The 25,830-nt window shown below is 74.5% G+C and carries 27 protein-coding genes; 13 read left to right on the top strand and 14 right to left on the bottom strand.

What is annotated here, in order from left to right; translation table 11 throughout:
* Positions 1 to 1,504 precede the first annotated feature (1,504 nt).
* The 5 genes from AB7F12_RS30535 (at position 1,505) to AB7F12_RS30515 (ending at position 8,226) form a co-directional block, all read left to right on the top strand.
* Positions 1,505 to 2,806: a GGDEF domain-containing protein gene (locus tag AB7F12_RS30535; protein WP_428518059.1), complete on the top strand. Its 1,302-nt coding sequence runs from the start codon at positions 1,505 to 1,507 to the stop codon at positions 2,804 to 2,806.
* 145 nt (positions 2,807 to 2,951) lie between these two features.
* The gene (locus AB7F12_RS30530; RefSeq protein WP_428517158.1) at positions 2,952 to 4,244 is read left to right on the top strand and encodes a GGDEF domain-containing protein; all 1,293 of its coding nucleotides are present in this window, start codon (positions 2,952 to 2,954) and stop codon (positions 4,242 to 4,244) included.
* A 123-nt stretch (positions 4,245 to 4,367) separates the two neighbouring features.
* Positions 4,368 to 6,353 carry a 1-deoxy-D-xylulose-5-phosphate synthase gene (gene dxs, locus AB7F12_RS30525; RefSeq protein WP_428500900.1) on the top strand — a complete coding sequence of 662 codons (1,986 nt, stop codon included), beginning with the start codon at positions 4,368 to 4,370 and terminating at the stop codon, positions 6,351 to 6,353.
* The gene (locus AB7F12_RS30520) at positions 6,353 to 7,018 is read left to right on the top strand and encodes a response regulator transcription factor (RefSeq protein ID WP_428500901.1); all 666 of its coding nucleotides are present in this window, start codon (positions 6,353 to 6,355) and stop codon (positions 7,016 to 7,018) included. Before dxs ends, AB7F12_RS30520 begins: the two co-directional genes overlap by 1 nt.
* A gap of 11 nt (positions 7,019 to 7,029) precedes the next feature.
* A complete protein-coding gene (locus AB7F12_RS30515; protein WP_428500902.1) occupies positions 7,030 to 8,226 on the top strand; it encodes a sensor histidine kinase in 1,197 nt (398 codons plus the stop codon).
* A 13-nt stretch (positions 8,227 to 8,239) separates the two neighbouring features.
* Here the strand turns inward: AB7F12_RS30515 and AB7F12_RS30510 are convergent, their stop codons facing one another.
* From AB7F12_RS30510 to AB7F12_RS30500, 3 genes are all read right to left on the bottom strand, one after another.
* Entirely contained in the window at positions 8,240 to 9,424 is a 1,185-nt protein-coding gene (locus AB7F12_RS30510) for an HRDC domain-containing protein (RefSeq protein WP_428500903.1), read from the bottom strand.
* A 77-nt stretch (positions 9,425 to 9,501) separates the two neighbouring features.
* Positions 9,502 to 10,155 carry a response regulator gene (locus AB7F12_RS30505; protein WP_428500904.1) on the bottom strand — a complete coding sequence of 218 codons (654 nt, stop codon included), beginning with the start codon at positions 10,153 to 10,155 and terminating at the stop codon, positions 9,502 to 9,504.
* Positions 10,156 to 10,471: 316 nt separating this feature from the next.
* Positions 10,472 to 11,065, bottom strand: coding sequence for a DUF3000 domain-containing protein (locus AB7F12_RS30500; RefSeq protein ID WP_428500905.1), 594 nt, complete (start codon positions 11,063 to 11,065; stop codon positions 10,472 to 10,474).
* Positions 11,066 to 11,161: 96 nt separating this feature from the next.
* Between AB7F12_RS30500 and hemE the strand changes: the two genes are divergently transcribed.
* From hemE to hemQ, 3 genes are all read left to right on the top strand, one after another.
* The gene (hemE, locus tag AB7F12_RS30495) at positions 11,162 to 12,232 is read left to right on the top strand and encodes a uroporphyrinogen decarboxylase (protein WP_428500906.1); all 1,071 of its coding nucleotides are present in this window, start codon (positions 11,162 to 11,164) and stop codon (positions 12,230 to 12,232) included.
* Positions 12,229 to 13,644 (top strand): protoporphyrinogen oxidase, encoded by a 1,416-nt coding sequence (hemG, locus tag AB7F12_RS30490; RefSeq protein ID WP_428500907.1) that lies wholly within the window; start codon positions 12,229 to 12,231, stop codon positions 13,642 to 13,644. The genes hemE and hemG overlap by 4 nt, the downstream gene beginning before the upstream one ends.
* Before the next feature lie 61 nt (positions 13,645 to 13,705).
* Positions 13,706 to 14,401 (top strand): hydrogen peroxide-dependent heme synthase, encoded by a 696-nt coding sequence (hemQ, locus tag AB7F12_RS30485; RefSeq protein WP_428500908.1) that lies wholly within the window; start codon positions 13,706 to 13,708, stop codon positions 14,399 to 14,401.
* Positions 14,402 to 14,494: 93 nt separating this feature from the next.
* Here hemQ and msrB read toward each other — a convergent pair whose 3' ends face one another.
* Both msrB and AB7F12_RS30475 read right to left on the bottom strand, forming a co-directional pair.
* Positions 14,495 to 14,953 carry a peptide-methionine (R)-S-oxide reductase MsrB gene (msrB, locus tag AB7F12_RS30480; RefSeq protein ID WP_428500909.1) on the bottom strand — a complete coding sequence of 153 codons (459 nt, stop codon included), beginning with the start codon at positions 14,951 to 14,953 and terminating at the stop codon, positions 14,495 to 14,497.
* 37 nt (positions 14,954 to 14,990) lie between these two features.
* Entirely contained in the window at positions 14,991 to 15,302 is a 312-nt protein-coding gene (locus AB7F12_RS30475; RefSeq protein ID WP_428500910.1) for a hypothetical protein, read from the bottom strand.
* Between the two features lie 30 nt (positions 15,303 to 15,332).
* Here AB7F12_RS30475 and ligD point away from each other — a divergent pair, with 30 nt between their 5' ends.
* On the top strand, positions 15,333 to 16,373 hold the full coding sequence (gene ligD, locus AB7F12_RS30470) for a non-homologous end-joining DNA ligase (protein WP_428500911.1): 1,041 nt from the start codon (positions 15,333 to 15,335) through the stop codon (positions 16,371 to 16,373).
* 180 nt (positions 16,374 to 16,553) lie between these two features.
* On the top strand, positions 16,554 to 16,787 hold the full coding sequence (locus AB7F12_RS30465) for a hypothetical protein (RefSeq protein WP_428500912.1): 234 nt from the start codon (positions 16,554 to 16,556) through the stop codon (positions 16,785 to 16,787).
* Positions 16,788 to 16,809: 22 nt separating this feature from the next.
* Here the strand turns inward: AB7F12_RS30465 and AB7F12_RS30460 are convergent, their stop codons facing one another.
* The 9 genes from AB7F12_RS30460 to AB7F12_RS30420 all read right to left on the bottom strand — a co-directional run bounded on the left by AB7F12_RS30460 (position 16,810) and on the right by AB7F12_RS30420 (position 22,413).
* Positions 16,810 to 18,405 carry an alpha/beta fold hydrolase gene (locus tag AB7F12_RS30460; protein ID WP_428500913.1) on the bottom strand — a complete coding sequence of 532 codons (1,596 nt, stop codon included), beginning with the start codon at positions 18,403 to 18,405 and terminating at the stop codon, positions 16,810 to 16,812.
* A gap of 114 nt (positions 18,406 to 18,519) precedes the next feature.
* Positions 18,520 to 19,158, bottom strand: coding sequence for an alkaline shock response membrane anchor protein AmaP (locus AB7F12_RS30455; RefSeq protein WP_428500914.1), 639 nt, complete (start codon positions 19,156 to 19,158; stop codon positions 18,520 to 18,522).
* Complete coding sequence (locus AB7F12_RS30450; RefSeq protein ID WP_428500915.1) at positions 19,155 to 19,757, bottom strand: DUF6286 domain-containing protein; 603 nt, start codon at positions 19,755 to 19,757, stop codon at positions 19,155 to 19,157. Before AB7F12_RS30450 ends, AB7F12_RS30455 begins: the two co-directional genes overlap by 4 nt.
* 34 nt (positions 19,758 to 19,791) lie before the next feature.
* Positions 19,792 to 20,208 carry an Asp23/Gls24 family envelope stress response protein gene (locus AB7F12_RS30445; protein WP_428500916.1) on the bottom strand — a complete coding sequence of 139 codons (417 nt, stop codon included), beginning with the start codon at positions 20,206 to 20,208 and terminating at the stop codon, positions 19,792 to 19,794.
* 5 nt (positions 20,209 to 20,213) lie between these two features.
* Entirely contained in the window at positions 20,214 to 20,393 is a 180-nt protein-coding gene (locus tag AB7F12_RS30440; protein WP_147109619.1) for a hypothetical protein, read from the bottom strand.
* On the bottom strand, positions 20,390 to 20,689 hold the full coding sequence (locus tag AB7F12_RS30435; RefSeq protein WP_428500917.1) for a hypothetical protein: 300 nt from the start codon (positions 20,687 to 20,689) through the stop codon (positions 20,390 to 20,392). The genes AB7F12_RS30440 and AB7F12_RS30435 overlap by 4 nt, the downstream gene beginning before the upstream one ends.
* Positions 20,686 to 21,009, bottom strand: a complete 324-nt coding sequence (locus tag AB7F12_RS30430; RefSeq protein WP_428500918.1) for a hypothetical protein — start codon at positions 21,007 to 21,009, stop codon at positions 20,686 to 20,688. The genes AB7F12_RS30435 and AB7F12_RS30430 overlap by 4 nt, the downstream gene beginning before the upstream one ends.
* A gap of 13 nt (positions 21,010 to 21,022) precedes the next feature.
* Positions 21,023 to 21,538, bottom strand: a complete 516-nt coding sequence (locus AB7F12_RS30425) for an Asp23/Gls24 family envelope stress response protein (RefSeq protein WP_428500919.1) — start codon at positions 21,536 to 21,538, stop codon at positions 21,023 to 21,025.
* A 113-nt stretch (positions 21,539 to 21,651) separates the two neighbouring features.
* Positions 21,652 to 22,413 (bottom strand): pyrimidine reductase family protein, encoded by a 762-nt coding sequence (locus AB7F12_RS30420; protein WP_428500920.1) that lies wholly within the window; start codon positions 22,411 to 22,413, stop codon positions 21,652 to 21,654.
* Positions 22,414 to 22,674: 261 nt separating this feature from the next.
* Here AB7F12_RS30420 and AB7F12_RS30415 point away from each other — a divergent pair, with 261 nt between their 5' ends.
* From AB7F12_RS30415 to AB7F12_RS30405, 3 genes are read left to right on the top strand one after another with little or no spacing between them, the layout of a single operon-like run.
* A complete protein-coding gene (locus tag AB7F12_RS30415; protein WP_428500921.1) occupies positions 22,675 to 23,670 on the top strand; it encodes a FecCD family ABC transporter permease in 996 nt (331 codons plus the stop codon).
* Positions 23,667 to 24,770: a FecCD family ABC transporter permease gene (locus AB7F12_RS30410; RefSeq protein ID WP_428500922.1), complete on the top strand. Its 1,104-nt coding sequence runs from the start codon at positions 23,667 to 23,669 to the stop codon at positions 24,768 to 24,770. The genes AB7F12_RS30415 and AB7F12_RS30410 overlap by 4 nt, the downstream gene beginning before the upstream one ends.
* The gene (locus tag AB7F12_RS30405; RefSeq protein ID WP_428500923.1) at positions 24,767 to 25,639 is read left to right on the top strand and encodes an ABC transporter ATP-binding protein; all 873 of its coding nucleotides are present in this window, start codon (positions 24,767 to 24,769) and stop codon (positions 25,637 to 25,639) included. The genes AB7F12_RS30410 and AB7F12_RS30405 overlap by 4 nt, the downstream gene beginning before the upstream one ends.
* Positions 25,640 to 25,830 lie beyond the last annotated feature (191 nt).

The following is a 25,830-nucleotide window of genomic DNA, read 5'->3' as shown; positions in this document are numbered from 1 at the left end:
GTTGTGGGGGTCGGGGGTGGGTGTCACCAGCTCTTGTTGCTCACGTGGTCCTCCTGGTGGGTGTGGGTGTGGGCGGTCGGTCGTCGGTCACCAGCTCTTGTTGCGCACGTCGTGCTCCTCTCGGTGGCTGTGGTGGTGGGGCTGGGGGCGGTGGTCACCAGGACTTGTTGCTCACGGGTCCTCCTTCTCGGGGTGGGTGGTCGTCGGGTGGTGGTCACCAGGACTTGTTGCGCACTGCGGGCTCCTTCGGGGGTTGTGGTCGGGCTGGTCGGGTGGTGTCACCAGGACTTGTTGCTCACGGGGTCCTCCTTGTTGGGGGTGGTCGTGGGTCGGGGTGGCGGTCACCAGCTCTTGTTGCGCACGTCGTGCTCCTCTCGGTGGCTGTGGTGGTGGGGCCGGGGTTGTTGTCACCAGCTCTTGTTGCTCACGGGTCCTCCTTCTCGGGGTGGGTAGTCGTCGGGTGGTGGTCACCAGGACTTGTTGCGCACTGCGGGCTCCTTCGGGGTTGTGTCGGGCTGGTCGGGCGGTGTCACCAGGACTTGTTGCGCACGTCGTGCTCCTCTCGCTGGTTGTGGGCGTCGGGCGGTGGTCACCAGCTCTTGTTGCTCACGTGGTCCTCCTGCTCGGTGTGGGTGCGGGCGGTTCGGTCGTCGGTCACCAGCTCTTGTTGCGCACGAGCGACCTCCTCCCGGTCGATGTGGGCGTGGGCGTGGGCGGGTGTGTCACCAGGACTTGTTGCGCACGGGTCGCTCCTCTCCGTAACGGTCGGGCGGTCACGTCGGTCACCAGCTCTTGTTGCGCACGGTCACTTCTCGGCCGGCTCGTGCCGGCGGTCTGTGGGGGCGTCGACGGCCCGGTCGTGGCGAGCCCGTCCGACGTCGACGGCTGTCGGATTCGGCCATGTTCACCAGCTCTTGTTGCGCACCGTGGACTCCCTCCGATGTGGATGCGGCGCAACGACATGGCGGAATATCGAGCCCGCTTGTTGCGCATGCACCTATTCCTCTTTCTGTTTCCGGAATGCGTGCCGAATCGACGGGTCGTGTCGATACGGAGCCGTTCGTCGTGGTCGTGTGGTTCTGCGCGCGATGAATTCGGCGTGCCCCGGGAAAGGCGTTCCGGTGTGGGCCGTTGTCGCGCAGGGGCCGTCCGGCGCGTGTGCCCGGTGTCGTCGCGACCTCGTGGTGGAGCGTCGCGACCGTGCGGGCACGGCGGGGACGTGCGGGTTCGTCAGTGCCAGCTCTTGTTACGCACCGCGCACCTCCTCCTGCGTTCCATCGATCGCCGACCACGCTCGGTGACCCCCAGCACGTTCTCATGTGCCGTTGGGCTCACTGGCCATGACAGAGGCCGTCGCGATCAACTATTCTCACGTCCGGTGACATCCGGACGACTGAGAGTATGAATGAGTAGCGAAGTGGGCGACGGAAGTACTCCGGACGGAGCATTTCCGCGCCTGTGGAAAATCACTCGATGGGCCGTGTGGAACGTGCCTGCTCGAGTGATGCTGCCTGTTTTCATGGTGGAACTGACGGCGCTCGCTCTCGTCGTTCTCAGCGCCACCGCGTCGGTTCCCTCCACCGGGCGACTTCTCGATGCGGCGACGTTGATGTTCCTGGGCGTCCTGCACACCGAGATCGCGGTGCGCGCCGAGCGGGTGCGCCGCCGCGTCACCGAGACCCCGCACGTCGACCTCAGCTCGGTCTGGACCTTCGCCGGTGCGGTGCTGCTGCCGCCGGTGCTCGCCACGCTGGTGGCGATCGTCGTGTTCACCCACCTGTGGTGGCGGGCGTGGCGGCCGCGGGTGCCCGTCTACCGCCAGTTGTTCAGCACGGCCACGGTGGTGCTGGCCTGCCTCGCGGCGGGCGCCGTCGTCAACTACGTCGCCCCGGCCCACGCCACGGCCGGGCTGGGCTCGGGTACCGGGCCGCTGGCCCTGGTCCTGGCGCTGCTCGTGTACACGACGATCAACAGCGGGCTCATCGCCGGCGCGATCGCGGTCAGCTCACCGAACCCCACGGTCACCACGGTGCTGGGGCACTGGGACGAGAACGCGCTGGAGCTGGCCACCCTGTGCCTGGGCGGCCTCACGGCGATCGTCCTGGCCATCAACCCGTGGCTGGTCCTGTTCGTGCTGCCGGCCCTGCTGGTCCTGCACCGGGCGGTGCTGGTGCGTCAGCTCGAGGAAGCGGCCAGCACCGACGGGAAGACGGGCCTGCTCAACGCCGCGGCGTGGCATTCCTACGCCCAGCGTGAGGTGTCGCGGGCGGTGCGTCAGGGCGGCGCGGCCTCGCTGCTGATCCTCGACCTGGACCACTTCAAGTCGGTGAACGACCGGCACGGTCACCTGGCGGGCGACGAGGTACTCGCGGCCGTGGCGGCGACGCTGCGCGCCGAGGTGCGCGACAACGACCTGGTGGGCCGGTTCGGCGGCGAGGAGTTCGTGATCCTGCTCCCGGGTGTCGACGACAGCGACTACGGCAGCGCCGAGCTGCGGCTGGTGGCCGAGCGGATCCGGCGTCGCGTGGAGAGCCTGTCGATCCAGATGCCGACGCCCGACGGCCCCCTCACGATCAGCGGGCTCACCGTGTCCGTGGGCGGTGCCGCGTTCGGCACCGACGGCACGGAGCTCGCCCGGATGCTGGAGACGGCCGACTCGGCGTTGTACTCGGCGAAGCGGGCGGGGCGTAACCGTGTGCACGTCGGTCTGCAGAGCCGGCCCGACAAGGCCTCGGGCCGGGAGGCTCGCGAGCAGGGTCCCGCGCTCAGTGAGGCGGAGACCGGCGAGGCCCCGGCCGCGGGCTGACCTTCCGTGGGGCCGTCGTCACCTCCAGTGACGCGTCCGGGGTTAATCCACCCCGATGAGTGACCGACCGTCGACTGACAGTTTCGTGCCGGGTCACTAATCTCGACCCTCGTCGGCATCGGTTTGCCCGGGGGGAGGCTCGATCGTGTTGGCGTTCGTGGCTCGCTGGGCTCTCCGGGCCGAGCCGCTCCGGGTGCGGCTGCTCGTGGTCGCCGCGGAGCTGCTCGCGGTGGTTCTCGTCGCGGTCGGCTGGCTGGCCGGCGGCGGGCTGCACGGCGGTGACGTCGTCCTCGCCGCGTGGCTGGTGGTCCTGGGCATGGTCCACATCGAGGCGGCCACGGGTATCGAGCGGGTGCGCCGCCGGGTCGCGGCGACCGCCTACTTCGACCTCAGCTCCGTCTGGACGTTCGCGGCGGCGCTGCTGCTGCCGGTGCGGCTGTCGGCGCTGGTCGTCGTGGTGCTGTACGCGCACCTGTGGTTGCGGGTGTGGAAGCCGGCCGGGGTGCCGATGTACCGGCTCGTCTACACGGCGTCGACGGTCGTGCTGGCGGCCCACGCGGCGTACGCGGTGGTCGCCCCGGTGCGTGACGCGGGCGCTGCGCAGGGCCTGCCCGCCCTGGGCTGGGTGGCGCTCGCGGCGGCGGCCTACCTGCTGGTGAACAACGTGCTGGTCGCGGCGGCGATGGCGCTGGGCGAGGGCAGGCCGTCGGCGCGCGAGCTGGTCGGCGGTGTCGACGACCACGTCCTCGAGTTGGCGACGCTCTGCCTGGGCGTGATGGTGGCGCTGGCGCTCACGGCCGACCGCTGGACGGCGGCGCTGGCGCTGGCACCGCTGCTGGTGCTGCAGCGCGCGGTGCAGGTCCGGCAGCTGGAGGAGGCGGCGTCGACCGACCCGAAGACGGGGCTGCTCAACGCGGCGGCGTGGCGGGCCGAGGCGGTGCACCTGCTGGGCCGGGCCCGGCGCGCCCACGGGTCCGCCGCGGTGCTGATCGCCGACCTGGACCACTTCAAGGCCGTCAACGACACCCACGGGCACCTGGTGGGTGACGCGGTGCTGGCCGCGGTCGCCGCGGAGCTGCGGGCCGAGGTGCGTCAGGACGACCTGGTGGCGCGGTTCGGCGGTGAGGAGTTCGTGGTCCTGCTGCCCGACCTGCCCGGCACCGGTGTGGGGCGGCACGAGGTGCTCGCGGTGGCCGACCGGGTGCGGCGACGTGTCGAGGGTCTGGGTGTGCCGGTCACGACGACGGACGGTCCGATCGTCGTCGCCGGTCTGACGATCTCCATCGGTGGCGCGACGTTCCCGGCCGACGGGCAGGACCTGGAGGCGGTGCTGGCCGCCGCGGACGCGGCGCTGTACGCGGCGAAGGACGCGGGGCGCAACACGGTGCGCGTCGCGGCGGCGCCACTGGTCCCGCAGGCGCGCACCGCCGAGGACTGAGGGCCGCACGGGCGCCGGGGTCCGGCGCCGTACGGCGACGGTCGGTACGCCGCTCGTCGAGCGGGCCGCCGGGGGGTGTGGATGCGCCGGGTCGAATGATCCCCGCGACCGTATGGTGGGGGAGTGAGCCTGTTGAGTTCCCTCCGCGGCCCGCGTGACCTCCGCCGGCTCGGCCCGGGCGAGCTCGCCGAGCTCGCCGCCGAGATCCGACGGTTCCTGGTCTCGTCCGTCTCGCGCACCGGTGGCCACCTCGGCCCGAACCTCGGCGTCATCGAGCTGACGATCGCCCTGCACCGGGTCTTCGACTCGCCGAACGACACCCTGATCTGGGACACGGGCCACCAGGCCTACGTCCACAAGCTCCTCACCGGCCGTCAGGACGGCTGGGAGCGGCTGAAGATGACGGGCGGGCTGTCGGGCTACCCGAACCGCGCCGAGAGCGAGCACGACGTGGTGGAGAACAGCCACGCGTCGACGTCGCTGTCGTGGGCGGACGGGTTGGCGCGCGCGTACGCGCTGAAAGGTGAGCGACGCCACGTCGTCGCCGTGATCGGCGACGGGGCGCTGACGGGCGGCATGGCCTGGGAGGCGCTGAACAACATCGCGGCGGCGCCGGACCGCAACGTCGTCGTCGTGGTCAACGACAACGGCCGCTCCTACTCGCCGACGATCGGCGGTCTGGCCGACCGGCTGGCGTCGTTGCGGCTGCAGCCCGGCTACGAGCGGGTGCTCGACGCGGGCAAGAACGCGTTGCGCGGTACGCCCGTCGTCGGGCCGGCGATCTACGCGGGCCTGCATGCGCTCAAGGCCGGGGTGAAGGACGCGATCAGCCCGCAGGAGCTGTTCTCCGACCTGGGCCTGAAGTACTTCGGCCCGATCGACGGGCACGACGTGGCGGCGATGGAGTCGGCGTTGCGCCGGGCGCGGCGTTTCGGGGGGCCGGTGATCGTGCACGCGGTCACCCGCAAGGGCAACGGCTACCTGCCCGCGGAGAACGACGCGGCGGAGCAGATGCACAGCCCGTCGGCGTTCGACCCGGCCACCGGCCTGCCCACCGGCCCGCGGACGCGGGGCTGGACGAGCGTGTTCTCCGAGGAGATGGTCGCGCTCGGGGAGCGCAGGGCCGACGTCGTGGCGATGACCGCGGCGATGCTGGGCCCGGTGGGGCTGGCGAAGTTCGCGGAGACGTTCCCCGAGCGCTGCATCGACGTCGGCATCGCGGAGCAGCATGCGCTGACGTCGGCGGCCGGGCTGGCGCGCGGCGGGCTGCACCCGGTCGTGTGCCTGTACTCGACGTTCCTCAACCGCGCGTTCGACCAGCTGATGTTCGATGTGGCGCTGCACGGGCAGGCGGTCACGCTGGTGCTCGACAGGGCGGGTGTCACCGGCAGCGACGGCCCGTCGCACAACGGCATGTGGGATCTGTCGATCCTGGGGATCGTCCCCGGGATGCGGGTGGCGGCGCCGCGCGACGCGGGGACGTTGCGCGAGGAGCTGGCCGAGGCCGTCGCCGTCGAGGACGGCCCGACGGCGCTCCGGTTCCCGAAGGGGGCGGTCGTCGAGTCCGTGCCGGCGGTGCGGCGCATCGGGAACTCGGTCGACGTGCTGGCCGAGCCCGCCGCGGGCGCGGAGCCGCCGACGGTGCTGATGGCGTGTGTCGGCGCGTTCGCCGAGCTGGGTGTGGCGGCGGCGGAGCGGTTGGCGCACCAGGGGATCGGGGTGACGGTCGTCGACCCGCGCTGGGTCCTGCCGGTGCCCGAGGCGATGGTGGAGCTGGCGGCCGCGCACCAGCTCGTCGTCACGGTGTCCGACTGCGGGCGCCACGGTGGGTTCGGGTCGGCCCTGTCCGACCTGTTGCGCGCCAACGAGATCGACGTACCGAGTCGCGACGTGGCGCTGCCGCAGGAGTTCCTCGACCACGGCAGCCGCTCCGACGTGCTGTCCGCCGTCGGCCTCACCGCGCAGGACGTGGCCCGCCGTGTCACCGAGTGGGCGTCGGCGCTGCCGGGCTGCCGCGTGGTGCAGGGCGCGGTGGAGGACGGTGTCCTCGACGCGTCGTCGGCGCAGGGGGAGCAGGCGGCGGAGGAGTCCGAGGGCCGGGCCCGCTGATGCGCGTGCTGGTCGTGGAGGACGAGCGGCCGCTCGCCGAGGCCGTGGCCCGCGGGCTGCGGCGCGAGGGCATGGCGGTCGATGTCGCCTTCGACGGTCTGGAGGGCCAGGAGAAGATCGGCATCACCCGTTACGACGTGGTGCTGCTCGACCGGGACCTGCCGTCGATCTCGGGCGACGAGCTGTGTGAGGAGATCGTCGCGTCGGCGGCGACCACGCGGGTGCTGATGCTCACCGCGAGCGGGTCGCTGGCCGACAAGGTCGACGGCCTGTCCCGCGGCGCCGACGACTACCTGGCCAAGCCGTTCGACTTCCCCGAGCTGGTGGCCCGGGTGCGGGCGTTGGGCCGCCGGGCCACGCCGGCCACGCCGCCGCTGCTGGTGGCGGGCGACGTCTCGCTCGACCCGGCCCGGCGCACGGTGCGCCGCGCCGCGGAGCCCGTCGAGCTGACCCGCAAGGAGTTCGGGGTGCTCGAGGTCCTGATGGGGGCCGGTGGGGCGGTCGTGTCCAGCGAGGAGCTGCTGGAGCGGGTCTGGGACGAGAACGCCGACCCGTTCACGACGACGGTGCGCGTCACCGTCATGACGTTGCGCAAGAAGCTGGGCGAGCCGGGTGTGATCGAGACCGTCGTCGGCGCCGGGTACCGCGTTCCGGCGGCGGGCTGACCGGGGCGCTCGTGCGGACGGCCCGTGCTCCGGGTCCGCCGGGGAACCCGCCCGGGCGGCGGTCCGGGCCGGGGTTGCGCCCACGGCTGACGGCGCTGGCCACCGTGCTGGTGGCGCTGGTCAGTGCGCTGTTGTTGTGGCTGGGCTGGCTGCTGGTGGGTGGGGTCGCGGAGAGTTCGGTGCCCGCGTTCCCGGCGGGCGGGACGGTCCGGGTGGGCGGGGTGGACGTCGAGGCCACCCAGGTGGGCCGGGCCGTCGGTGAGGCGGCCCGCTCGGAGGTGCTGCGGGCCGGGCTGGTGGCGTTCCCGCTGGTGGTGGTCGCGGCGGCGGTGGTGTCGTGGGTGCTGGTCGGGCGGGTGCTGGCGCCCCTGCACGCGGTGACCGCGACGGCGCGGCGGCTGTCGGCGGAGTCGCTCGACGAGCGGATCGCGCTGCGCGACGCCCGGGGGGAGGTCGCGGAGCTGGCCGAGGTGTTCGACGCGATGCTGGACCGGCTGCAGGCGGCGTTCGAGAGCCAGCGCCGGTTCGTCGCCAACGCGAGCCACGAGCTGCGGACACCGCTCGCGGTGCTGCGCACCGAGGTGGACGTGACGTTGGCCGACCCGGATGCCGACGTCGCCGAGCTGCGGCGGATGGCCGGGGTCGTCCGCGACGCGACGCGCCGCGCCGACGAGCTGGTGGGCGCCCTGTTGTTGCTGGCCCGCACGCAGGCGGTCGAGCACGTCGACGGCAGGCCGGTCGACCTCGCCGAGCTGGCCGCGTCCGGGGTCGCGGCGGTGTTGGGGGAGGCGGCGGCCCGTGGCCTGAGGTTCGCGGTGTCGACGGCACCCGCCCACACCTCGGGTGATCCGGTGCTGCTGGGCCGGGTCGCGGGCAACCTGCTGGAGAACGCGGTCCGCCACAACGTGCCCGGCGGCTGGGTGGAGGTGGCGACGGCGCCGGTCGGCGGTGGGGCGGAGCTGCGTGTGGCCTCCGGTGGCCCGGTGATCCCGCCGGACCGGGTCGCGGAGCTGTTCGAGCCGTTCCGCCGTGGCCCGCGCGAGCGGACCGGCGACGCCCCGGGCAGCGGGCTGGGGCTGTCGATCGTGCGGGCCGTCGTGCTCGCCCACGGTGGCACCGTCCGCGGCGACGCCGTCCCGGGCGGCGGGCTCGCGGTGACGGTGCGGCTGCCGGCGCCCACACCGGTGGCGGTGGCGCCGCGGCGCTGACGCCGGGCCCGGGTCAGGCCCGGGTGGTGACGGCCGCCTCCAGCAGGGGGCAGGTCAGCTCGACCTGCCACGGCCGTGCGCCGCCGGCGACGAGGGCGGCGCGGACGTCACCGTCGGCGGGCGGGGCCCAGCAGATGCGGCGCAGCAGGTCGGGCAGCAGCAGGTTCTCGACGGGGATCGTCCACTGCTCGCTGAGCGTGGCGAGGGCGCTGCGGGCCGTGGCGAGCCGGGCCGCGGCCTCGGGATCGCGGTCGGACCACCGCGCCACCGGTGGCGGGCCGTCGCCGGGGACGGTCGCGCGGGGCAGCGCGTCGGCGGGGAGCTTCGCGGCCTCGTCGATCGCGGCGAACCAGTAGGACGTCAGCCGTCGCTGGGAGCGTCCACGGAACACCGGCAGTGCCGCCAGCGCGCCGGGGGAGGAGGGCGCGGTCACGGCGGCGTCGACGATCGCCGCGTCGGGCAGGACCCGGCCGGGCGCGATGTCGCGTTCGGCGGCGAGCCGGTCGCGGGCCTCCCACAGCGCCCGCACCGCGGCCAGCGGCCGGGGCTTGCGCACCTTGTGGATGCCCGACGTGCGCCGCCACGGTTCCGCACGCGGGGCGGGTGGGGCGGCGGTGCGCACGGCCTCGAACTCCTGCTCGGCGAACCCGAGCTTGCCCTGCTCGGACAGCATTCCGGCGAGCAGGTCACGCAGCTCGACGAGTACCTCCACGTCGAGTGCGGCGTAGACGAGCCAGTCCTCGGGGAGTGGTCGGCGTGACCAGTCGGCGGCTCCGTGGCCCTTCTCCAGGGCGAGGCCGAGGAGCTGCTCGACCATCGGCCCGAGCCCGACGCGGGGGAGGCCGGCGAGCCGGCCCGCGAGCTCGGTGTCGAACAGCGATGCCGGGGCCAGCCCGACCTCGGCCAGGCACGGCAGGTCCTGGGACGCCGCGTGCAGCACCCACTCCGGGCCCGTCAGCGCGGGTGCGAGCGCCGACAGGTCCGAGCCCAGTGGGATCGGGTCGACGAGCGCCGACCCCGCGCCCGCCCGCCGCAGCTGCACCAGGTAGGCCCGTTGTGAGTACCGGAAACCCGAGGCGCGTTCGGCGTCGACCGCGATCGGGCCGGAGCCCGCGGCGAAGGCCGCCGCGGTCCGCTCCAACGCCTGCGCGTCGGCCACCACGTCGGGCAGGCCGTCGGCAGGTCGTAACAGCGGCACCGGCCCGTCGGGGTGACCTGTCCCGTCGGTCGTGCCGTCCGCCCCGTGTCGCGGGGGAGCGCTCGGTTGGTTCGTCGTCAGCGGATGACTCCCGCACGCATCGCGAGTGCCACCATCTGGGCCCGGTCACCGGTGCCGAGCTTGCGCCCGATGCGCGACAGGTGGCTCTTGACGGTCAGCGCCGACAGGCTCAGCGCCTCGCCGATCTCCTTGTTCGACTGACCGTCGGCGACCAGCTGCAGCACCTCCACCTCACGGGCCGACAGCTCCCGCGGGGTGTTGTCGGTACCGGGGACGCGCGTGCCGGTGGCGAGCAGCGGCGCCACTGTCGGGTCGGCGTAGACGCCGCCGTCCAGGACGCGCTTCACGCCGTCGGTCACGACGGCCGGCGAGGCCGACTTGAGCAGGTACGCCTGTGCCCCGGCCTGGAAGGCGGAGCGGACGGCGTACGGGTCGTCGGACGACGCGAGCACCACGAGCCGGTTCCAGCCCAGCGCGCGCAGCTCGGTGACCAGATCGAGGCCGCTGCCGTCGGGCAGGCCGAGATCGAGGATCGCGAGGTCGCACGGCCCGTGGGCCTGAGCTCGAGCACGGGCCTCGGCCACCGAGGCGGCCTCGTGCACCGTTCCTGCCCCCATCGAGCGCAGCCGCGCGGGGATCGCCTCGCGAAGGAGCGGATGGTCGTCGACCACCAGCACCGAGAACAACTCTTCCCGCGGGTGCGGGACCATGGCTGGCGACAGCACAGCTCCGGTGGAACTGCGCATTGGTGCGCCCTGGCCCACAACGGCCACGTTCTTACCTCCCTGGAGTCGGTCGTTGCCCCCCGACCGGCACCAGATCCCCGGGCCGACGGAGAGTTGCGCCCGACCGCCCGAGGAGGTGTCGTGGAGGAAGCCTAGCCCCCCAAGCGGTCTAACGTCGTGTATCCGATCGAACTTCTCCGGGTGAAAGTTACAGCGTTGTCGCGCCGTGTACACCCGTTCGGGTGATCAACTCTCTGTCACCGATCGACTCCTCGCCCTGAAACCGCTGGTGAGCACGCGCTTATACCGTTCGGCGCGCGAATCGGGGCACGCCCACCGGCGGCAGTCCGGCGGCCGTCGCGACGAGGATCGCGAACGCCTCGGCGTGTCGCGTGAGCGTGTCGGGCTCGTCGACGGGTGTCCACGAGGCCCGCAGCTCGACGTCGTCGTCGCGCCGGGGACCGGCGATGTCGCCGAACCGGACCGACGAGGTCTGGGTCACGGTCCCGCCCAGCGCCGTGTAGCCGGCACCGCACCCGTCGAGCGCCTCGGTCAGCCACGACCAGGCGATCACCGGGAGCATCTCGTCGCCCAGCTGCTCACGCTCCAGTCGGGCCTGCACGAAGCACACGAGCCGGAACGTGCCGTCCCACTTGTCCTGGCCGGCCGGGTCGTGCAGCAGGATGAGCCGGCCGGAGGTGTCCGGCTCGTCGAGGTCGTCCAGCCCGTCGCCGCGGTGACCGACGTCGGCCTCCACGCTGTAGGCCCACGAGAACGGGGCCAGCCGGGGTGGTGCGTCCAGCGGCCGCACGACGAGCTCGGGGCGCGGCAGGTACGACTGCAGCGACGCGACCGCGCGACGGAACGGTGGTGGTGGAGCGGTCGTATCGGGCACGAGCGGGGACTCTAGGTCGCGGCCCGGCCGGCCATCGGCAGGCGCGCCGGTATCCGATCGGGGGACGTGCTCCGACCTGTGGGATCATCGGTCGTGATGGCTGCCCTCCCTGATCTCCAGACCGCCGACGTCGTGCGCCGCGACCTGCACGCCGCGCCGTTCCTGGTGGCCGCGCGGGGCGGCACCCCGTCGCGGGTCCCCGTGTGGTTCATGCGTCAGGCCGGCCGCTCGCTCCCCGAGTACCGCGCGCTGCGCGCCGGCACCGGGATGATCCAGGCCTGCCTCGACCCCGAGCTGACCTGTGAGATCACGCTGCAGCCGGTCCGCCGCCACGGCGTCGACGCGGCCATCCTCTTCAGCGACATCGTCGTGCCTCTCTACCTGGCGGGCATCGGCGTCGACATCGTGGCCGGGGTCGGCCCGGTCGTCGCGCGCCCCGTGCGCACCGCGGCCGACGTCGAGGCCCTGCCCGTGTTGCACCCCGAGCAGGTCGTCCCGGTCACCGACGCGATCCGGCTGCTCGTCGGCACCCTCGGCGAGACGCCGCTCATCGGTTTCGCGGGGGCCCCGTTCACCCTCGCCTCCTACCTCGTCGAGGGCGGCCCCAGCCGCAACCACGAGAAGACCAAGGCGCTCATGCGCAGCGCCCCCGAGGTCTGGCACGCGCTGCTCGCCAAGCTCGCCGGCTCGACCTCGACCTTCCTGCAGGCCCAGATCGCGGCCGGGGTCGACGCCGTGCAGCTGTTCGACTCCTGGGCGGGTGCCCTGACCGAGCGGGACTACCGCTCCTTCGTGGCGCCGCACTCCGCCGCCGTCCTCGGCCCGCTCGCCGCCGCGGGCGTGCCGCGTATCCACTTCGGTGTCGGCACCGGTGAGCTGCTCGGGGCGATGTCGGAGATCACCGACGTCATCGGGGTCGACTGGCGGGTCCCGCTCGACGAGGCCGTCCGCCGCACCGGCGGCTCCCACCCCGTGCAGGGCAACCTCGACCCGGCCGTCCTGTTCGCCGACGCAGGTTCGGTCGAGTCCGAGGTCCGGCGCATCGTCGCCGAAGGCCGCGCCGCACCCGGCCACATCTTCAACCTGGGCCACGGCGTGCTCCCCGACACCGACCCCGACGTCGTCACCCGCGTCGTCGACCTGGTCCACTCGCTGCCCGTCCGGTGACCGCACCGGGCGCCGCCCCGGTGGTCGCCGTCGTCGGCGCCGGGATCTCGGGGCTCGCCGCCGCCCACCGGCTGCGCACCCTCCTCGGCGACACCGCGCGCATCGTCGTCTGCGAACGGGCCTCGCGGACCGGCGGGGTCCTGCACACCGTCGACCTCGCCGGCATCCCCGTCGACGTCGGCGCCGAGGCCTTCCTCGCGCGCCGCCCCGAGGTCCCGGCGCTGCTCGCGGAACTGGGCCTGACCGGCCGCGTCGTCCACCCGACGAGCGCCGCCGCGTCGATCCGGGCGGGTGGACGCACCGGCCCCCTGCCCACCGGCACCCTCCTCGGCGTGCCCACGGCCGCCGCCCGCCTCGACGGTGTGCTGTCCGCCGCCGGGCTCGCCGCGGTCGCCGCCGAACCCACGCTGGCACTGCACTGGGAGCCCGGCGGCGACGTCTCCCTCGGCGGCATCCTCCGTGCCCGGTTCGGGCCCGAGCTCGCCGACCGCGTCGCCGACCCGCTGCTCGGCGGCGTCTACGCCGGCCGCGTCGACGCCCTCGGCCTGCGGGCGACCATCCCGGGCCTCGCCGCTGCCCTCGACGCCGGCGCCCCGTCGCTCACCGCGGCCGCGTCCGGGACCGCCGGCGCTGCCGCGACCGGGCCCGTCTTCGGCGCCGTCGACGGCGGCTACCGCGTCCTGCTCGACGCCCTCACCGCAGCCGCCCGCCCCGAGCTACGACTCGACACCACCGTTCGCGCGCTGCGCCGCACCGGCACCGGGTGGCGGCTGGTGTGCGGGCCGGTGCCCGCCCCCGAGCTCCTCGACGTCGACGCCGTCGTCCTCGCCGTCCCCGCCCCGGCCGTCCGCAGGCTCCTCGACGACGTCGTACCCGCCGCCGCGGCGGCCGCCGGCCGCGTCGAGCTGTCGTCGTCGGTCGTCGTCGCCCTGGCCTACCGTGGCGCCGACGCCGCCACGCTCCCCGCCACCTCCGGCGTCCTCGTCGCCGCCGACGAACCGCTGTCGATCAAGGCCGCCACCCACACGTCGACGAAGTGGGGGCATCTCGCCCCGGCCGCCACCGACGGCCTCGTCCGGCTCCGCGCGTCCCTCGGCCGGTTCGGGGAGGCCGAGACCCTGCAGGTCGACGACGCGACGCTCGTCGCGCGCGTCCGTGCCGACCTCGCCGGGCTGCACGGGATCACCGCCGCCCCCGTGGTCGTCCACGTCCAGCGCTGGGGCGGGGGACTGCCGCAGTACGCCGTCGGGCACGTCGCCACGGTCGCCGCGCTCGAGGACGCGGTCGCCGCCGAGCCCCGGCTCGCCGTCGCCGGGGCGGCGCTGCACGGCGTCGGTGTCCCCGCCTGCGTCGGGACCGCGCGCGCCGCCGCCGAGCGGGTCGCCGCCGCCCTCGCCCCCGCCGTGCCCTGATCCGAGTGGCGCCGCCCACGGGCGCTGCCGGCGGCGCGCACCGCCTCCGTAGACTCCGGGTATGTCACGCCTCGACTACGCGCAGCTCAACGACACCATCCGTTACACCATGTGGTCGGTGTTCCGCGTCGAGGCCGGACGGCTCGGCGAGGACCGCACCGCCGCCGCCACCCAGGCCACCGAGTTCGTGGAGGCGCTGGAGGGCAAGGGCGTCGTCGTTCGCGGCGTCTACGACCTCGCCGGTCTGCGTGCCGACGCCGACTACATGATCTGGTGGCACGCGGAGACCGTCGAGGCCCTCCAGGCCGCCTACTCCGACCTGCGCCGCAGCACCGCGCTGGGCCGCGCCTCCGTCCCGGTGTGGAGCCAGGTCGCGCTGCACCGCCCGGCGGAGTTCAACAAGAGCCACATCCCGGCCTTCCTCGCCGGTGAGCAGGCGCGCCGCTACGTATGCGTCTACCCGTTCGTGCGGTCCTACGACTGGTATCTGCTGCCCGACGCCGAGCGCCGCAAGATGCTCGCCGACCACGGCAAGGAGGCCCGCGACTACCCGGACGTGCGGGCCAACACCGTCCCGGCCTTCGCCCTCGGCGACTACGAGTGGATCCTCGCCTTCGAGGCCGACGAGCTGCACCGCATCGTCGACCTCATGCGCCACCTGCGCGCCACCGAGGCCCGCCGCCACGTCCGCGAGGAGATCCCGTTCTACACCGGGCCCCGCGTCGAGGTCGGCGCCCTCGTCAGCACCCTCGCCTAGCGCGTCGCCGTCTCCCGACGGGCTCGCCACCCCGGTTCGACGTGAGGGCTCCGCGGCGCCCGCCGCAGGACCCTCACGTCGGACCCGACGCGGTCACGGCGTCGCGTCGGGCTCCAGCGTCATGGAGATCGAGTTGATGCAGTAGCGGAGGTCCGTGGGCGTGGCGTAGCCCTCGCCCTCGAACACGTGCCCCAGGTGGCTGTGGCAGTTGGCGCACAGCACCTCGACGCGGCGCATGCCCATGCTGGTGTCGACGCGTTCGATCACGGCGGCGGAGTCCTTCGGGCTGAAGAACGACGGCCACCCGCAGTGCGACTCGAACTTGGTCTCGCTGCGGAAGAGCTCGGCCCCGCAGGCCCGGCAGTGGTACACCCCGACGGTCTTGGTGTCGGTGTACTCGCCGGTGAAGGGCCGCTCGGTGCCCGCCTGGCGGAGCACCTGATATTCGGCGGGGGACAGCTCGGCCCGCCACTCCTCGTCGGACTTGTGGACGGGAGCCTCGCCGAGCTCGGTGTCGGTACTGGTTTCCTGACCACGGCTGAACAGACCCATACGTCCACGCTAACCCGTCGCGCAACGTTCGGGACGGTCAACCGGCCATGATCGTGAGGACGGCGGTCAGGATCGTCGACGCCACGTAGACGACACCGGTGAGCAGCAGCAGGACGACGAGCACCGCCGCCCAGCGCCGGCCGCCCTCGGCCCGGTTGGCGGCGTCGGCGAAGTCGCCCACGCCGGTGAGGGAGGCCTCGACGGTGAAGGAGGACTCGCGGCGCATCCGGTCGAGGTGGGCGGCGAAGGCCTGCACCTCGGGCTCGGCGGGGTCGAGGCCGATCAGCTCGTCGTCGAACAGGCGTGACCGGCGGCCCGGGTCGGGCTGGTCGGTGTCGCGCGGCGCCATCGCCCGAGGGTAGACGGTAGCGTCGCGCCCATGGCGGCCAAGACCGTGGTGCTGTTGACCGTGCCGGGCCCCGAGGGCGACCGGGAGGTCCGGCTGTCGAGCCCGGACAAGGTCTACTTCCCGGAGCGCGGCATCACGAAGCGGCAGGTCGTCGAGTACTACCTGGCCGTCGCCGAGCCGATGACGCGGGTGCTGCTGAACCGGCCGACGAACCTGAAGCGGTTCCCCGACGGGGTCGACGGTGAGCCGTTCTTCGCCAAGCGGCTGCCCAAGGGCGCGCCGGAGTGGGTGCGCACGGCGCGGGTGACGTTCCCGAGCGGTCGCACGGCCGACACGTTCGCGCCGTCGGAGCCGGCGGCCATCGCGTGGGCGGCCAACATGGGCACGCTGGACTTCCACCCGTGGCCGGTCCGGGCGGCCGACACCGACCGTCCCGACGAGCTGCGCATCGACCTCGACCCGCAGCCGGGCACCGACTTCGCGGACGCGGTGGCGGTGGCGGCGGTGCTGCACGAGGTCCTCGACGAGGCGGGACTGGTGGGCTGGCCGAAGACGTCGGGTGGGCGGGGCATCCACGTGTTCGCCCGGATCCGGCCGGAGTGGTCGTTCATCGAGGTGCGGCGCGCGGTGATCGCGATCGCGCGGCGGGTGTGCGCGCGCATCCCGGAGCAGGCGACCGTCGACTGGTGGAAGGAGGAGCGCGGGGAGCGCGTGTTCCTCGACTACAACCAGGCGGCCCGGGACCGGACGATCGCGTCGGCGTGGTCGGTGCGCGGGCTGCCGCGGGCGACGGTGTCGATGCCGGTGACGTGGGAGACGCTGCCGTCGGTGGCGCCCGAGGACTTCGACGTGCTGACGGTGCCGTCGCTGCTGGAGCGCGACGGTGACGCGCACGCCGGGATGGACGACGCGGTCGGTGGGATCGAGGCGGCCCTGGAGTGGTTCGCCGCCGACGAGCGCGACCGCGGGCTGGGCGAGCTGCCCTACCCGCCGGAGTACCCGAAGATGCCGGGCGAGCCGATGCGGGTGCAGCCGTCACGGGCGCGGGCGGGCCGGGAGACCACCGACTGAGTGATCCGTTCGCCGCGTGCGGAGGGCATGTCGTCGCAGGTCGGCTGTGGGTTCGCTGTGTGCGGGCTGTGTTCTGCCGCAAGGGGTTCCCCCGGTGGGGGCGTCCCCGGGGGAGGAGTAGTTTGCCACCCTACGTAGTCGGCCGGTCACGTCGCCGAACCACATTCCGAGAGGGGAACGATGAGCCTCGTTGCGGTCCTTGCCGAGATGCCCGATCTGCTGGAGCGCACGATCAGCGAGCACGCTCCCGATCATCTCGGTCAGTGCCGCGAGTGCCGCGACGCGTCCGGGGTGTCGGCGCCGTGGCCCTGCATGATGCGCGAGATGGCCGACGAGGCCAGCGACATCCGCCGCGGCGGGCTGCCCGGCACCTACGGCGGCCGGCACCGCCCGCTGCGCTCGGTCCGGGTCTGACCCGGCACCGGGCCGGCCGGGTTCAGGGCGGGCAGACCGTGCCGGCCTGCGGCAGCTCGCCCTGCACGAGCATCCGGTCGACGACCGCGGTGACACACGGCGTCCGCGGGTAGCTGCCCGTCCCGGTGCCCTGCCACGTCACCAGCCGCGCGGTCGCCAACGCGCCCGCGGCCCGGCGGACCGACTCGCTCCCGGCCCGCGGATCGTGCGCCGCCCCGAGGACGAGCATCGGCGGGGCGCCGGGGACGGGGCCCGGGGCGGGCAGCCCGGCGCCGGCGGGCCAGGGTGCGCAGGCCAGCAGCCGCGTCGCGAGGGGCGCCCCGAACAGCGGGTACGCCCCACCCCAGCGGGCGACGAGCCCGGCCACGTCGGGCGGGGTGAGCCGGCGGTTCGTGTCGTTGCAGGCCGTGGCGAGGGCCGAGTCGAACCGGCCCTCGGGGCCGAGGACGCTGTCGAGCAGGGCGAGCATCCCGCCGGGCGCGCCGCGGCCCGCGTCGGCGAGCGCGGTGGTGAGCGCGGGCCAGGAGCGGGGTTCGCCGAGGGTCGCGGCCAGGGCGGTGACGGCGACGCCGGTGGTGAGCCGCCGCCCGTCGGGTGCGGGGACCGGCTGGGTGCGCAGCTTCTGCAGCAGGCCGGTGACGGTGGCGCGCGGGTCCGGCCCCAGCGGGCAGGCGCCGCTCGCGGTGCAGGAGACGGCGAACGCGTCGAAGGCCTGCTCGGCGGCGGCGGCGCGGGCCTCGGTGTGGTCGGGCTCGACGGCGGCCGGGTCGGGCGGCCCGTCGAGGACGAGGCGCCCGACGCTCGTCGGGTGTGCGCTGGCCCAGAGCGTCAGGGCGGTCGCGCCGTCGCCGATGCCGACGGCCGAGAGCCGTTCGACGCCGAGGTCCTCGCGGAGCTGTTCGACGTCGGCGGCGGTGGCGGCCGTCGAGTAGGAGGTGAGGGCGTCGGGTTCGGTGAGGTAGCAGTCCTGCACGACCGACCGGGCGTCCTCGAGGACGGCCGCGAGGACCTGGTCGGCGGTGGCGCCGGGGGCCGCGGGGTCGCCGTCGAGGATCCCGAGGCGGGCGTCCTCGGGGGAGCAGTCGAGCAGGTCGGAGCCGCTGCCGCGGCGGTCGAGCCCGATCACCTGGTAGCCGCCGAGCACCGCGGCGGAGGCCTGCGTGGCGAGCAGGGCGCCGTGTCGTGACGACGGGTCGGTGCCGCTGTCGCCGACGACGAGCAGCGGCGGCCGGTCGGGGGGCGCGTCGGTGGTCGCGGTGACGGTGACGCCGAGGCGGGTGACGCCGTGGCCGCGGCGCGTCGGGTCGGTCGGGACGGTGATGTCGCCGCACTCGACACGCAGCGCGGCACCGCCGGCCGGGGCCGGGCCGCCGAGGGCGGCGAGGGTGTCGGCGGTGCAGTCGGTGAGCCGGATCGTGGGGCGCATCGGGGCGGGCTGCGGGAGCGCGGCCGGGGGTGCGGTCGAGGCGGGTGGTGGGGGTGGGGCCATCCCGTCGGCGCCGACGACGGCGACGGGCGGGCGCTGCGACGGCCCGACCGCACACGCGGCGGTCAGCGCGACCAGCGCGACGGCCGAGACCGCACCCGCGACGCGGGCGCGTCGCCGTAGTCCTGACACGCGCCCGTTCTCCCTCCGCCGTGACTGCCGGTGCCAGCGTGCCGGACGCCCGGTGTGACGACGGTGAACGGTTCGCGCGGGCCGGGGTCGCGCGGGCTCAGTGCACCCGCGGACTCAGTGCACCCGCGGACCTTCGGCGCTGTCGGCCTCGATGCGCACCGCGACGGGCAGGACCCGGCCGCCGAACGCGTCGGTCGCGGAGGCCAGCACCTCCTCGGGGATGCGCCGGCACACCTCGGCGACGTCGGCGTCCTCGGCCAGCCAGACGGTGAGCCGCAGCGCCGGTTCGCGCTCGTCGCCCACCATCCGGGCGCGGGCGCGGGAGATGCCGGGCAGCGTGCGGGCCTGGCCGGCGACGGCCTCGGCGACCGCGGACGAGGTGACGACGACGGAGGTGTCGGGTCCGGCGTCGACGGTGAGGTCGGGGCGGCGTTCGGGGGCGAGCGCGCGGACCGCCCACACCAGGCCGGCGACGACGAGGACGGCGCAGACGAGGAGCGCGACGATGCGCCAGATCAGGGGTTGCGCGCGCAGGGCGTCGACGAGGATCGGGTCGAGCAGTGGGCGGTGGGCGCGGCCGCTGCCGAACACGCCGAACGCGAGCAGCGCGGTCCCGGCGCCGACGAGCAGGGCGAGCAGGCCGATGAGGCCGACGATGCGGCGTTCGCGCCCGGCGGAGCGGGCGACGGCGCGCCGTGAGCGGCGTCCGGCGCGGGGGTCGGTGGTGGGTGCCGTGTCGGTGGGGGTGCTCATCGGGGTCTTCCCAGGGTGCGGACGGACACGGCGACCTTGGGGCGGTCGGCCAGCGGCAGGTCGTCGAGCAGCGACTCGACGTCGGCGCGGACGGAGTCGGCGAGGCGTGGGGTGTCGGTCGGGGTGTCGGGCGGGGCGTCCGTCGTGGCGTCGGGTGCCGGCGGGACCGTCGTGGTGGTCTCCCAGCCCTCGGCGCGCACGCTCACGGCCCGGCGCGACGCGGTGACCGACGCCCCGGACACGGCGTCGGCGGCCCGGACCCGGCGGCCGACCATGCGCGCCAACGCCTGCGGCGATGTCGTGACGGTGACGTGGGGGGCGGGCGGACGCAGCGGCACGTCGTGGCGGCGGGCGGCGAACGCCGCGATCAGGAGCAGGAGCCCGGCGATGCCGACGACGATCCCGGTGATCTTCACCGGGGTGGTTGCCCACAGCTGGGTGTCCAGGGCACGCTGCCAGGCCCGCCACGGGACGAGCAGCCCGTCGCCGCCCTGGCCGGGCTGGATCCAGGCCGTCACGATCTCGACGATGCCCAGGACGCCGGCGGCGGCGAGGGCGAGGCCGAGCAGCGGCGCGAGGATGCGCACGATCACGCGCACGGGGTCCTCCTCTCGATGGTGGCGACGGCGGGCTTCAGCGCAGCCGCGGCGGGGGCGGCAGCCCGCGCAGGCCGGTCACGGTGACGGCGAGGGACCGCAGCCGGTAGCCGGTGAGCCGCGCCAGTTCGGCGGCGACGAGTCCGCGGACCTGGTCGACGACCCCCCGGACGGACCCCGGGTACTGCAGCGCGAGCTCGAGCCGGACGTCGACGTCGCCGTCGGGTCCGCCGATGCTGACCTTGGCGGCCGACCCGGCGTCGCCGACGTCGAACCCGGCGACGCGGCGTTCGGTGCGCAACGTCCCGGGCACCTGGTCGGCGTTGTACTCGACGATCTTGCGCAGCACGCTGGGCGCGATCTCGAGCCGGCCGCGGCCGGCGATCTCGGCGTCGGCGGCGTCGGCGGCGGGGTCGGGTGGGGGCGCCTTCGCGAGGTCCACCCCGGCGGTCATCCCGGTCACCGGTCCTTGCCGCGGCCGAGGACACCGCTGATGTCGAGCCGTCCGTCGAGCACGAGCCCGACGACCAGCCCCACCACGCCGACGAGCAGCGCGATGAGGAAGGCGCTGAACCCGCCGATCGCGCCGGCGGCACCGAGCACGAGGCCCGCGAGCAGGCCGGTCTGGGTGGCGTTCATGGAGCACTCCTGGATTGAGAGGTGGGGCCGTCGGGGTCCGGGTCGGGGCGGAGGCGGTCGAGCCGGTCGCGGCGGTGCCGGCGCACGGTGCGGAGCAGGGCGACCGCGATCCGGGCGGGCAGCGGGACGTCGCGGACGAACACCACGTCGTCGCGGGTCGTGTCGTCCGGGGCCGCGGGACCGGTCGGGGTGCGCAGCTGTGCGAGGCCCGCGACGAACGCGTCGGCGTCGCCGCCGCGGTCGGGATGGTTCTCGCGGACGAACGCCCGGTAGGCGGCCCGCTCCTCGGGGGTCACGGCGGGCCCCCGGCGGAGAGCGCGATGTCGCTGACCGTCACGTCGACCGGGCCGGGCCGCAGCGCGGCCACGGTGGCCCGCAGTTCGGCGACGGCCTGCGGGATGGGCGTGCCGGCCCGTACGACGACGGCGATCTCGACGGGCTCGCCCGGCTCCCCGACCCGCACCCCGACCAGCCGGCGCCGTCCGGGCAGGTACGTGGCGACCGCGCCGAACGGCCCGCCGTCGAGACGCACGACGGACGGGTGGGCGGTGACGGCGGCCGCCAGCACCTCGACGAGCGCGGCGTCGGGGTCGGGGCGGGTGGGGGAGTCGGTCACGTGCTCGCTGCTCTCACTCGACGCGGGACACGACCGGCGCCGGGAGGTCCTCCGGGTCGTCGAGCTCGGGCAGGTGGATGTCGTTGACGGCGATGTTGACCTCGATGACCTCGAGGCCGGTCATCGACTCGACGGCGGTGATCACGTTGCGCCGCACCGCCCGGGCGAGCTCGCGGATGGAGGCGCCGTACTCGACGACGATGTCGAGGTCGATGGCGGCCTGCTTCTCGCCGACCTCGACCTGGACGCCGGCGATGTTGGCCGCGCCGGTGCCGCCGCCGGGGATGCGCTCGCGGATCGCGCCGAAGGCGCGCGACACGCCGCCGCCCATGGCGTACACGCCGGAGATCTCGCGGGCGGCGATGCCGGCGATCTTCTGCACGACGGACGCCGCGATCGTGGTGCGGCCCTGACCGGTGTCCTCGGCGACGCGGGCGGGCGAGCCGGCGGAGGCGCCGGCGGGGCTGACGCCACCACGGGCGGTGGCGGTCGTCGACGTGGTGGTCGTGGGTGGGGTGGCCTCGGTCATCGTGGGTTCCTCACGACTGTTGTCGGGGTCGCCGGGCGGGTGCCCGGCGGGGCCGGTGTCTCCGGCTCACACACCTCATGGGACGCGCCCCGGGGGCCTCGCCTCACGCGGTGTCACCCGATCGGCGGATTGGCACCGGTCCGTGTGTAGCGGAGCAGGAGGGCGTCGGGTGCCGCGAGCGCCGCGGCGAGGCCGAGCCGGAGGTCGGCGGCGGCGCCGGTGGCGATGCGTCCCGCAGCGCCGGAGACGACCACCGGGGACAGGGTCAGGCACAGCTCGTCGACGAACCCGTCGGCGGCCAGGGCCCCGAACAGTGACGGCCCGCCCTCGCACAGCACCCGGTGCAGCCCGCGGCGGCCGAGCTCGGCCAGCAGGGTCGCGGGCGCCAGGTCGGGCGACTCGACGACGTCGGCACCGGCGGCGCGCAGGGCGTCGCGGCGGGCGGCCGGTGCGGCCGCGGTGGTGAGCACGATCGGTGCGACGGCGGTGTCGGTGAACAGCCGGGCGCCGGGGTCGAGGTCGGCCGAGCCGGTGACGACGGCGATCGGCGGTGGCAGGTCGCGGCCGACCGTCGGCCGCCGTGCGCCGCGGTAGTTCTCGGCCCGGACGGTGCCGGCGCCGACGAGGACGACGTCGGCGAGCCGGCGCAGCACCCCGAACACGGCCTTGTCGGCGGCGGAGCCCAGCCCGCCCGACAGGCCGTCGACGCTGACGGCGCCGTCGAGGCTCGCCACGAAGTTGACCCGCACGTACGGCGTGGCCGGGTCGCCGGGGTAGGCGTAGTGCGCCAGCAGCGCGGCGTCGTCGAGCTCGGCGCGGTCGGTGGCGGGGTCGGGGGACTCGGGGAGCGGCCAGATGCGTCGCACGGTGACCATCCCAGCACCCTGGGCCGACCGCTGTCGCGCCGGCCGGGGCCCGGATGTCGGCCCCGCCGTGACGCCGCTGACATGACGAGGATGGGCAGCCTCTGTCATATAGAGGCTTGCCTCACCTATCGTGAACCCCGATCGGTGGGCGACCACCGGGCTCGCCGCCGGTCCGGCGGCGGGTCGAGGGCGAGTCCTACAGGGGGCCGGGGTGAACCCACGGTGACGACGGTCGCCACGCGGCCGACGAAACCGCGCGCACCGCGACCGATGCGCAGCCGCCGGGTCACCGGCCTGCTGCTGCTCGCGGCGCTGCTGGTGGTGGTCTGTCTCGCGAGCATCGCGGTCGGGGCCAAGGCGATCCCGGTCGACCACGTGTGGACGGCGCTGTTCAGCCCGACCGGCACCGAGGACGACGTCGTCGTCCGGGCGCTGCGCATCCCACGCACGGTGCTGGGCCTGCTGGCCGGTGCCGCGCTCGGCCTGGCCGGTGCGCTGATGCAGGGCCACACCCGCAACCCGCTGGCCGACCCGGGCCTGCTCGGGGTCAACGCGGGCGCGGCGTTCCTCGTCGTCATCGGCATCTACGTCTTCGGGATCAGCTCGCTGACCGGCTACGTGTGGTTCGCGTTCGCCGGGGCGCTCGGCGCGAGTGTCGCGGTGTTCCTGCTCGGCTCGACGGGCCGGGCCGGTGCGACGCCGGTGACGCTGGCGGTGGCGGGCGCGGCGGTGTCGGCCCTGCTGTTCGGGCTGACGTCGGCGGTCATCCTCACCGATGTCCGCACCCTCGACGCCTACCGGTTCTGGAACGTCGGCTCGCTCGCCGGCCGCGAGCCGGCCATCGCCGCCCAGGTGGCGCCGTTCGTGCTCGTGGGGGTCCTCATCGCGCTGGCCACCGCGCCCGCACTCAACGCCCTGTCGCTGGGCGACGACGTCGCCAGGTCCCTCGGACACTCGGTCACACGCACCCGCGTCCTGGGGGTCGTCGCGATCACGCTGCTCGCCGGGTCGGCGACCGCGGCGTGCGGGCCCATCGCCTTCCTGGGGCTGATCGTGCCGCACGTCGTGCGGTCGTTCACCGGCCCCGACCATCGTTGGCTGCTGCCCGCGTCGGCGTTGTCGGGCGCGGTGCTGCTGCTCACCGCCGACATCGTGGGCCGGGTCGTCGCCCGGCCGGGCGAGCTGCAGGTGGGGATCGTGCTGGCGCTCATCGGGGCGCCGTTCTTCATCGCGCTGGTGCGCCGCCGGAAGCTGGCCAACCTGTGACCGCCACCGTGGACGGGCCGCGCGGGCGGGCGCCGGGGCTCGTCCCGGGGCGCGACCCGCTGCGCCTCGGCAGGATGTCGGGGGTCTGGCGGCCGCGGACGATCGTCGTGGCGGCCGCGACGGCCGCGGTCCTGCTCCTCGGGGCGGCGCTCAACATCGGCCGGGGCGAGTTCCCCATCGGGGTGGGCGACGTTCTCGCCACCCTGTTCGGCGGCGGCGACACCGCGCAGCAGTTCATCGTGCTCGACCTGCGGCTGCCGCGGACCCTGACCGGTGCGCTCGTCGGTGGGGCGCTGGCGGTGTCGGGGGCGATCCTGCAGGCGTTGGCGCGCAACCCCCTCGCGTCACCCGACATCATCGGCATCACGATGGGCGCGAGCGCGGCGGCCGTCGGCGTGATCGTCCTCGGCAGCGGCGCCGGCGCGTTCGCCGTGGTCGCCGGCTCGGTCGGGCTGCCGCTGGCGGCGCTGGTCGGCGGGCTGGCCACGGCGACGCTGATCTACCTGCTGGCCTGGCGCAAGGGTGTGCAGGGCTTCCGGCTCGTCCTGGTCGGGATCGGGATGAACGCGATCCTCTACGCGCTGGTCAACTGGCTGCTGATCGCGGCGCAGGTCTACGAGGCGGCCCGCGCGCAGGTGTGGCTCAACGGCAGCCTCAACGCGCGCGGCTGGGAACACGTCGTCCCCGTCGGCATCGCACTGGCCCTGCTGGTGCCCACCGCGCTGGTGCTCGCCCACCTGCTCGGTGCGCTGCAGTACAACGACGACACCGCCCGCGCCCTCGGCGTCCGCGTCGACGGGGCCCGGACCGCGCTGCTCGCGGTGGCCGTCGGCCTGGCGGCGATCGCGACGGCGTCGGCGGGCCCGATCGCGTTCGTCGCGCTGGTGTCACCGCAGATCGCGCAGCGGCTCGTCGGCTCGCCGCGCCCGCCCATCGCGGCGTCCCTGCTCGTCGGTGCGACCCTCGTCGTCCTGTCGGACCTGCTCGCGCGTACCGCCTTCGGGAGCGCCGAGCTGCCCGTCGGTGTCGTCACCGCCGTCCTGGGCGCCCCCTACCTGCTCTACCTGCTCGTCCGTCACGGCCGGGAGGCCCGAGTATGACCCAGACCGCTGCTCACACCTCCGGCGACGACGTCGTCGCGAAGGACCTCGTCGCCGCCCGTGTGCGGCTGCGGGCCGAGTCGGTGCGCCTCGGCTACGGCGACCGCACGATCGTCGACGACCTCGACCTCGACGTCGTGCAGAACACCGTCACCTCCGTCATCGGGCCCAACGGCTGCGGCAAGTCGACGCTGCTGCGCGCCCTCGGCCGCCTGCTCGTCCCCAGCAGGGGCCAGGTGCTTCTCGACGGCAAGCGCATCGACAAGATGCCCACCAAGGAGGTCGCGACGATCCTGGGCATGCTGCCGCAGACGCCGAGCGCACCCGAGGGGCTCACCGTCGGTGACCTCGTCGCCCGTGGCCGCCACCCGCACCAGGCCTGGTACCGGCAGTGGTCGGCCGACGACGAGACGTCGGTGCACGAGGCGCTGGAGTGGACGAACATCGCCGATCTGGCCGAACGGCCCGTGGACGAGCTGTCCGGCGGCCAGCGGCAGCGGGCCTGGATCTCGATGGCGCTCGCGCAGGGCACCGACCTGCTGCTGCTCGACGAGCCGACGACCTACCTCGACCTCTCCCACCAGGTCGAGGTCCTCGACCTGGTGCGCAGGCTCAACCGGGACCTGGGCCGCACCGTCGTGATGGTGCTGCACGACCTGAACCTCGCGGCCCGCTACTCCGACCGGCTCGTCGCGATGCGCGCCGGGCGGATCATCGCGGCGGGACCGCCGGCGGAGGTGATCACCGAGCCGCTGCTCGCCGAGGTGTTCGGCCTGCGGGCCAGGGTGATCCCCGATCCGGTGTCGGGCACCCCGCTCGTCGTCCCGATCGGCACGGGCGCGCCGGACACGATCACCACCGGCGGCTGAGCCGCAGCGGTACCCGGCGGGCCGCTCGGGGCCCGGGCCCGTCGACGCCGGTCCGCCGGGCACCCCTAGGTGTACTGCTCGGGCAGGTTGGTGCAGGGCGACACACCCGTGAGGGTGCTTGATCCAGGGAGGACCTCCGGGCTGAGTGTGGAGCTGCTGAAGGCACCCACACCCTCGCCCTGGAGGTCCTC

Source organism: Pseudonocardia sp. (assembly GCF_050250275.1).
Classification (GTDB): domain Bacteria; phylum Actinomycetota; class Actinomycetes; order Mycobacteriales; family Pseudonocardiaceae; genus Pseudonocardia.
The sequence above is the reverse complement of the archived record's forward strand: the minus strand, read 5'-3'. Positions and strand labels throughout refer to the sequence as shown.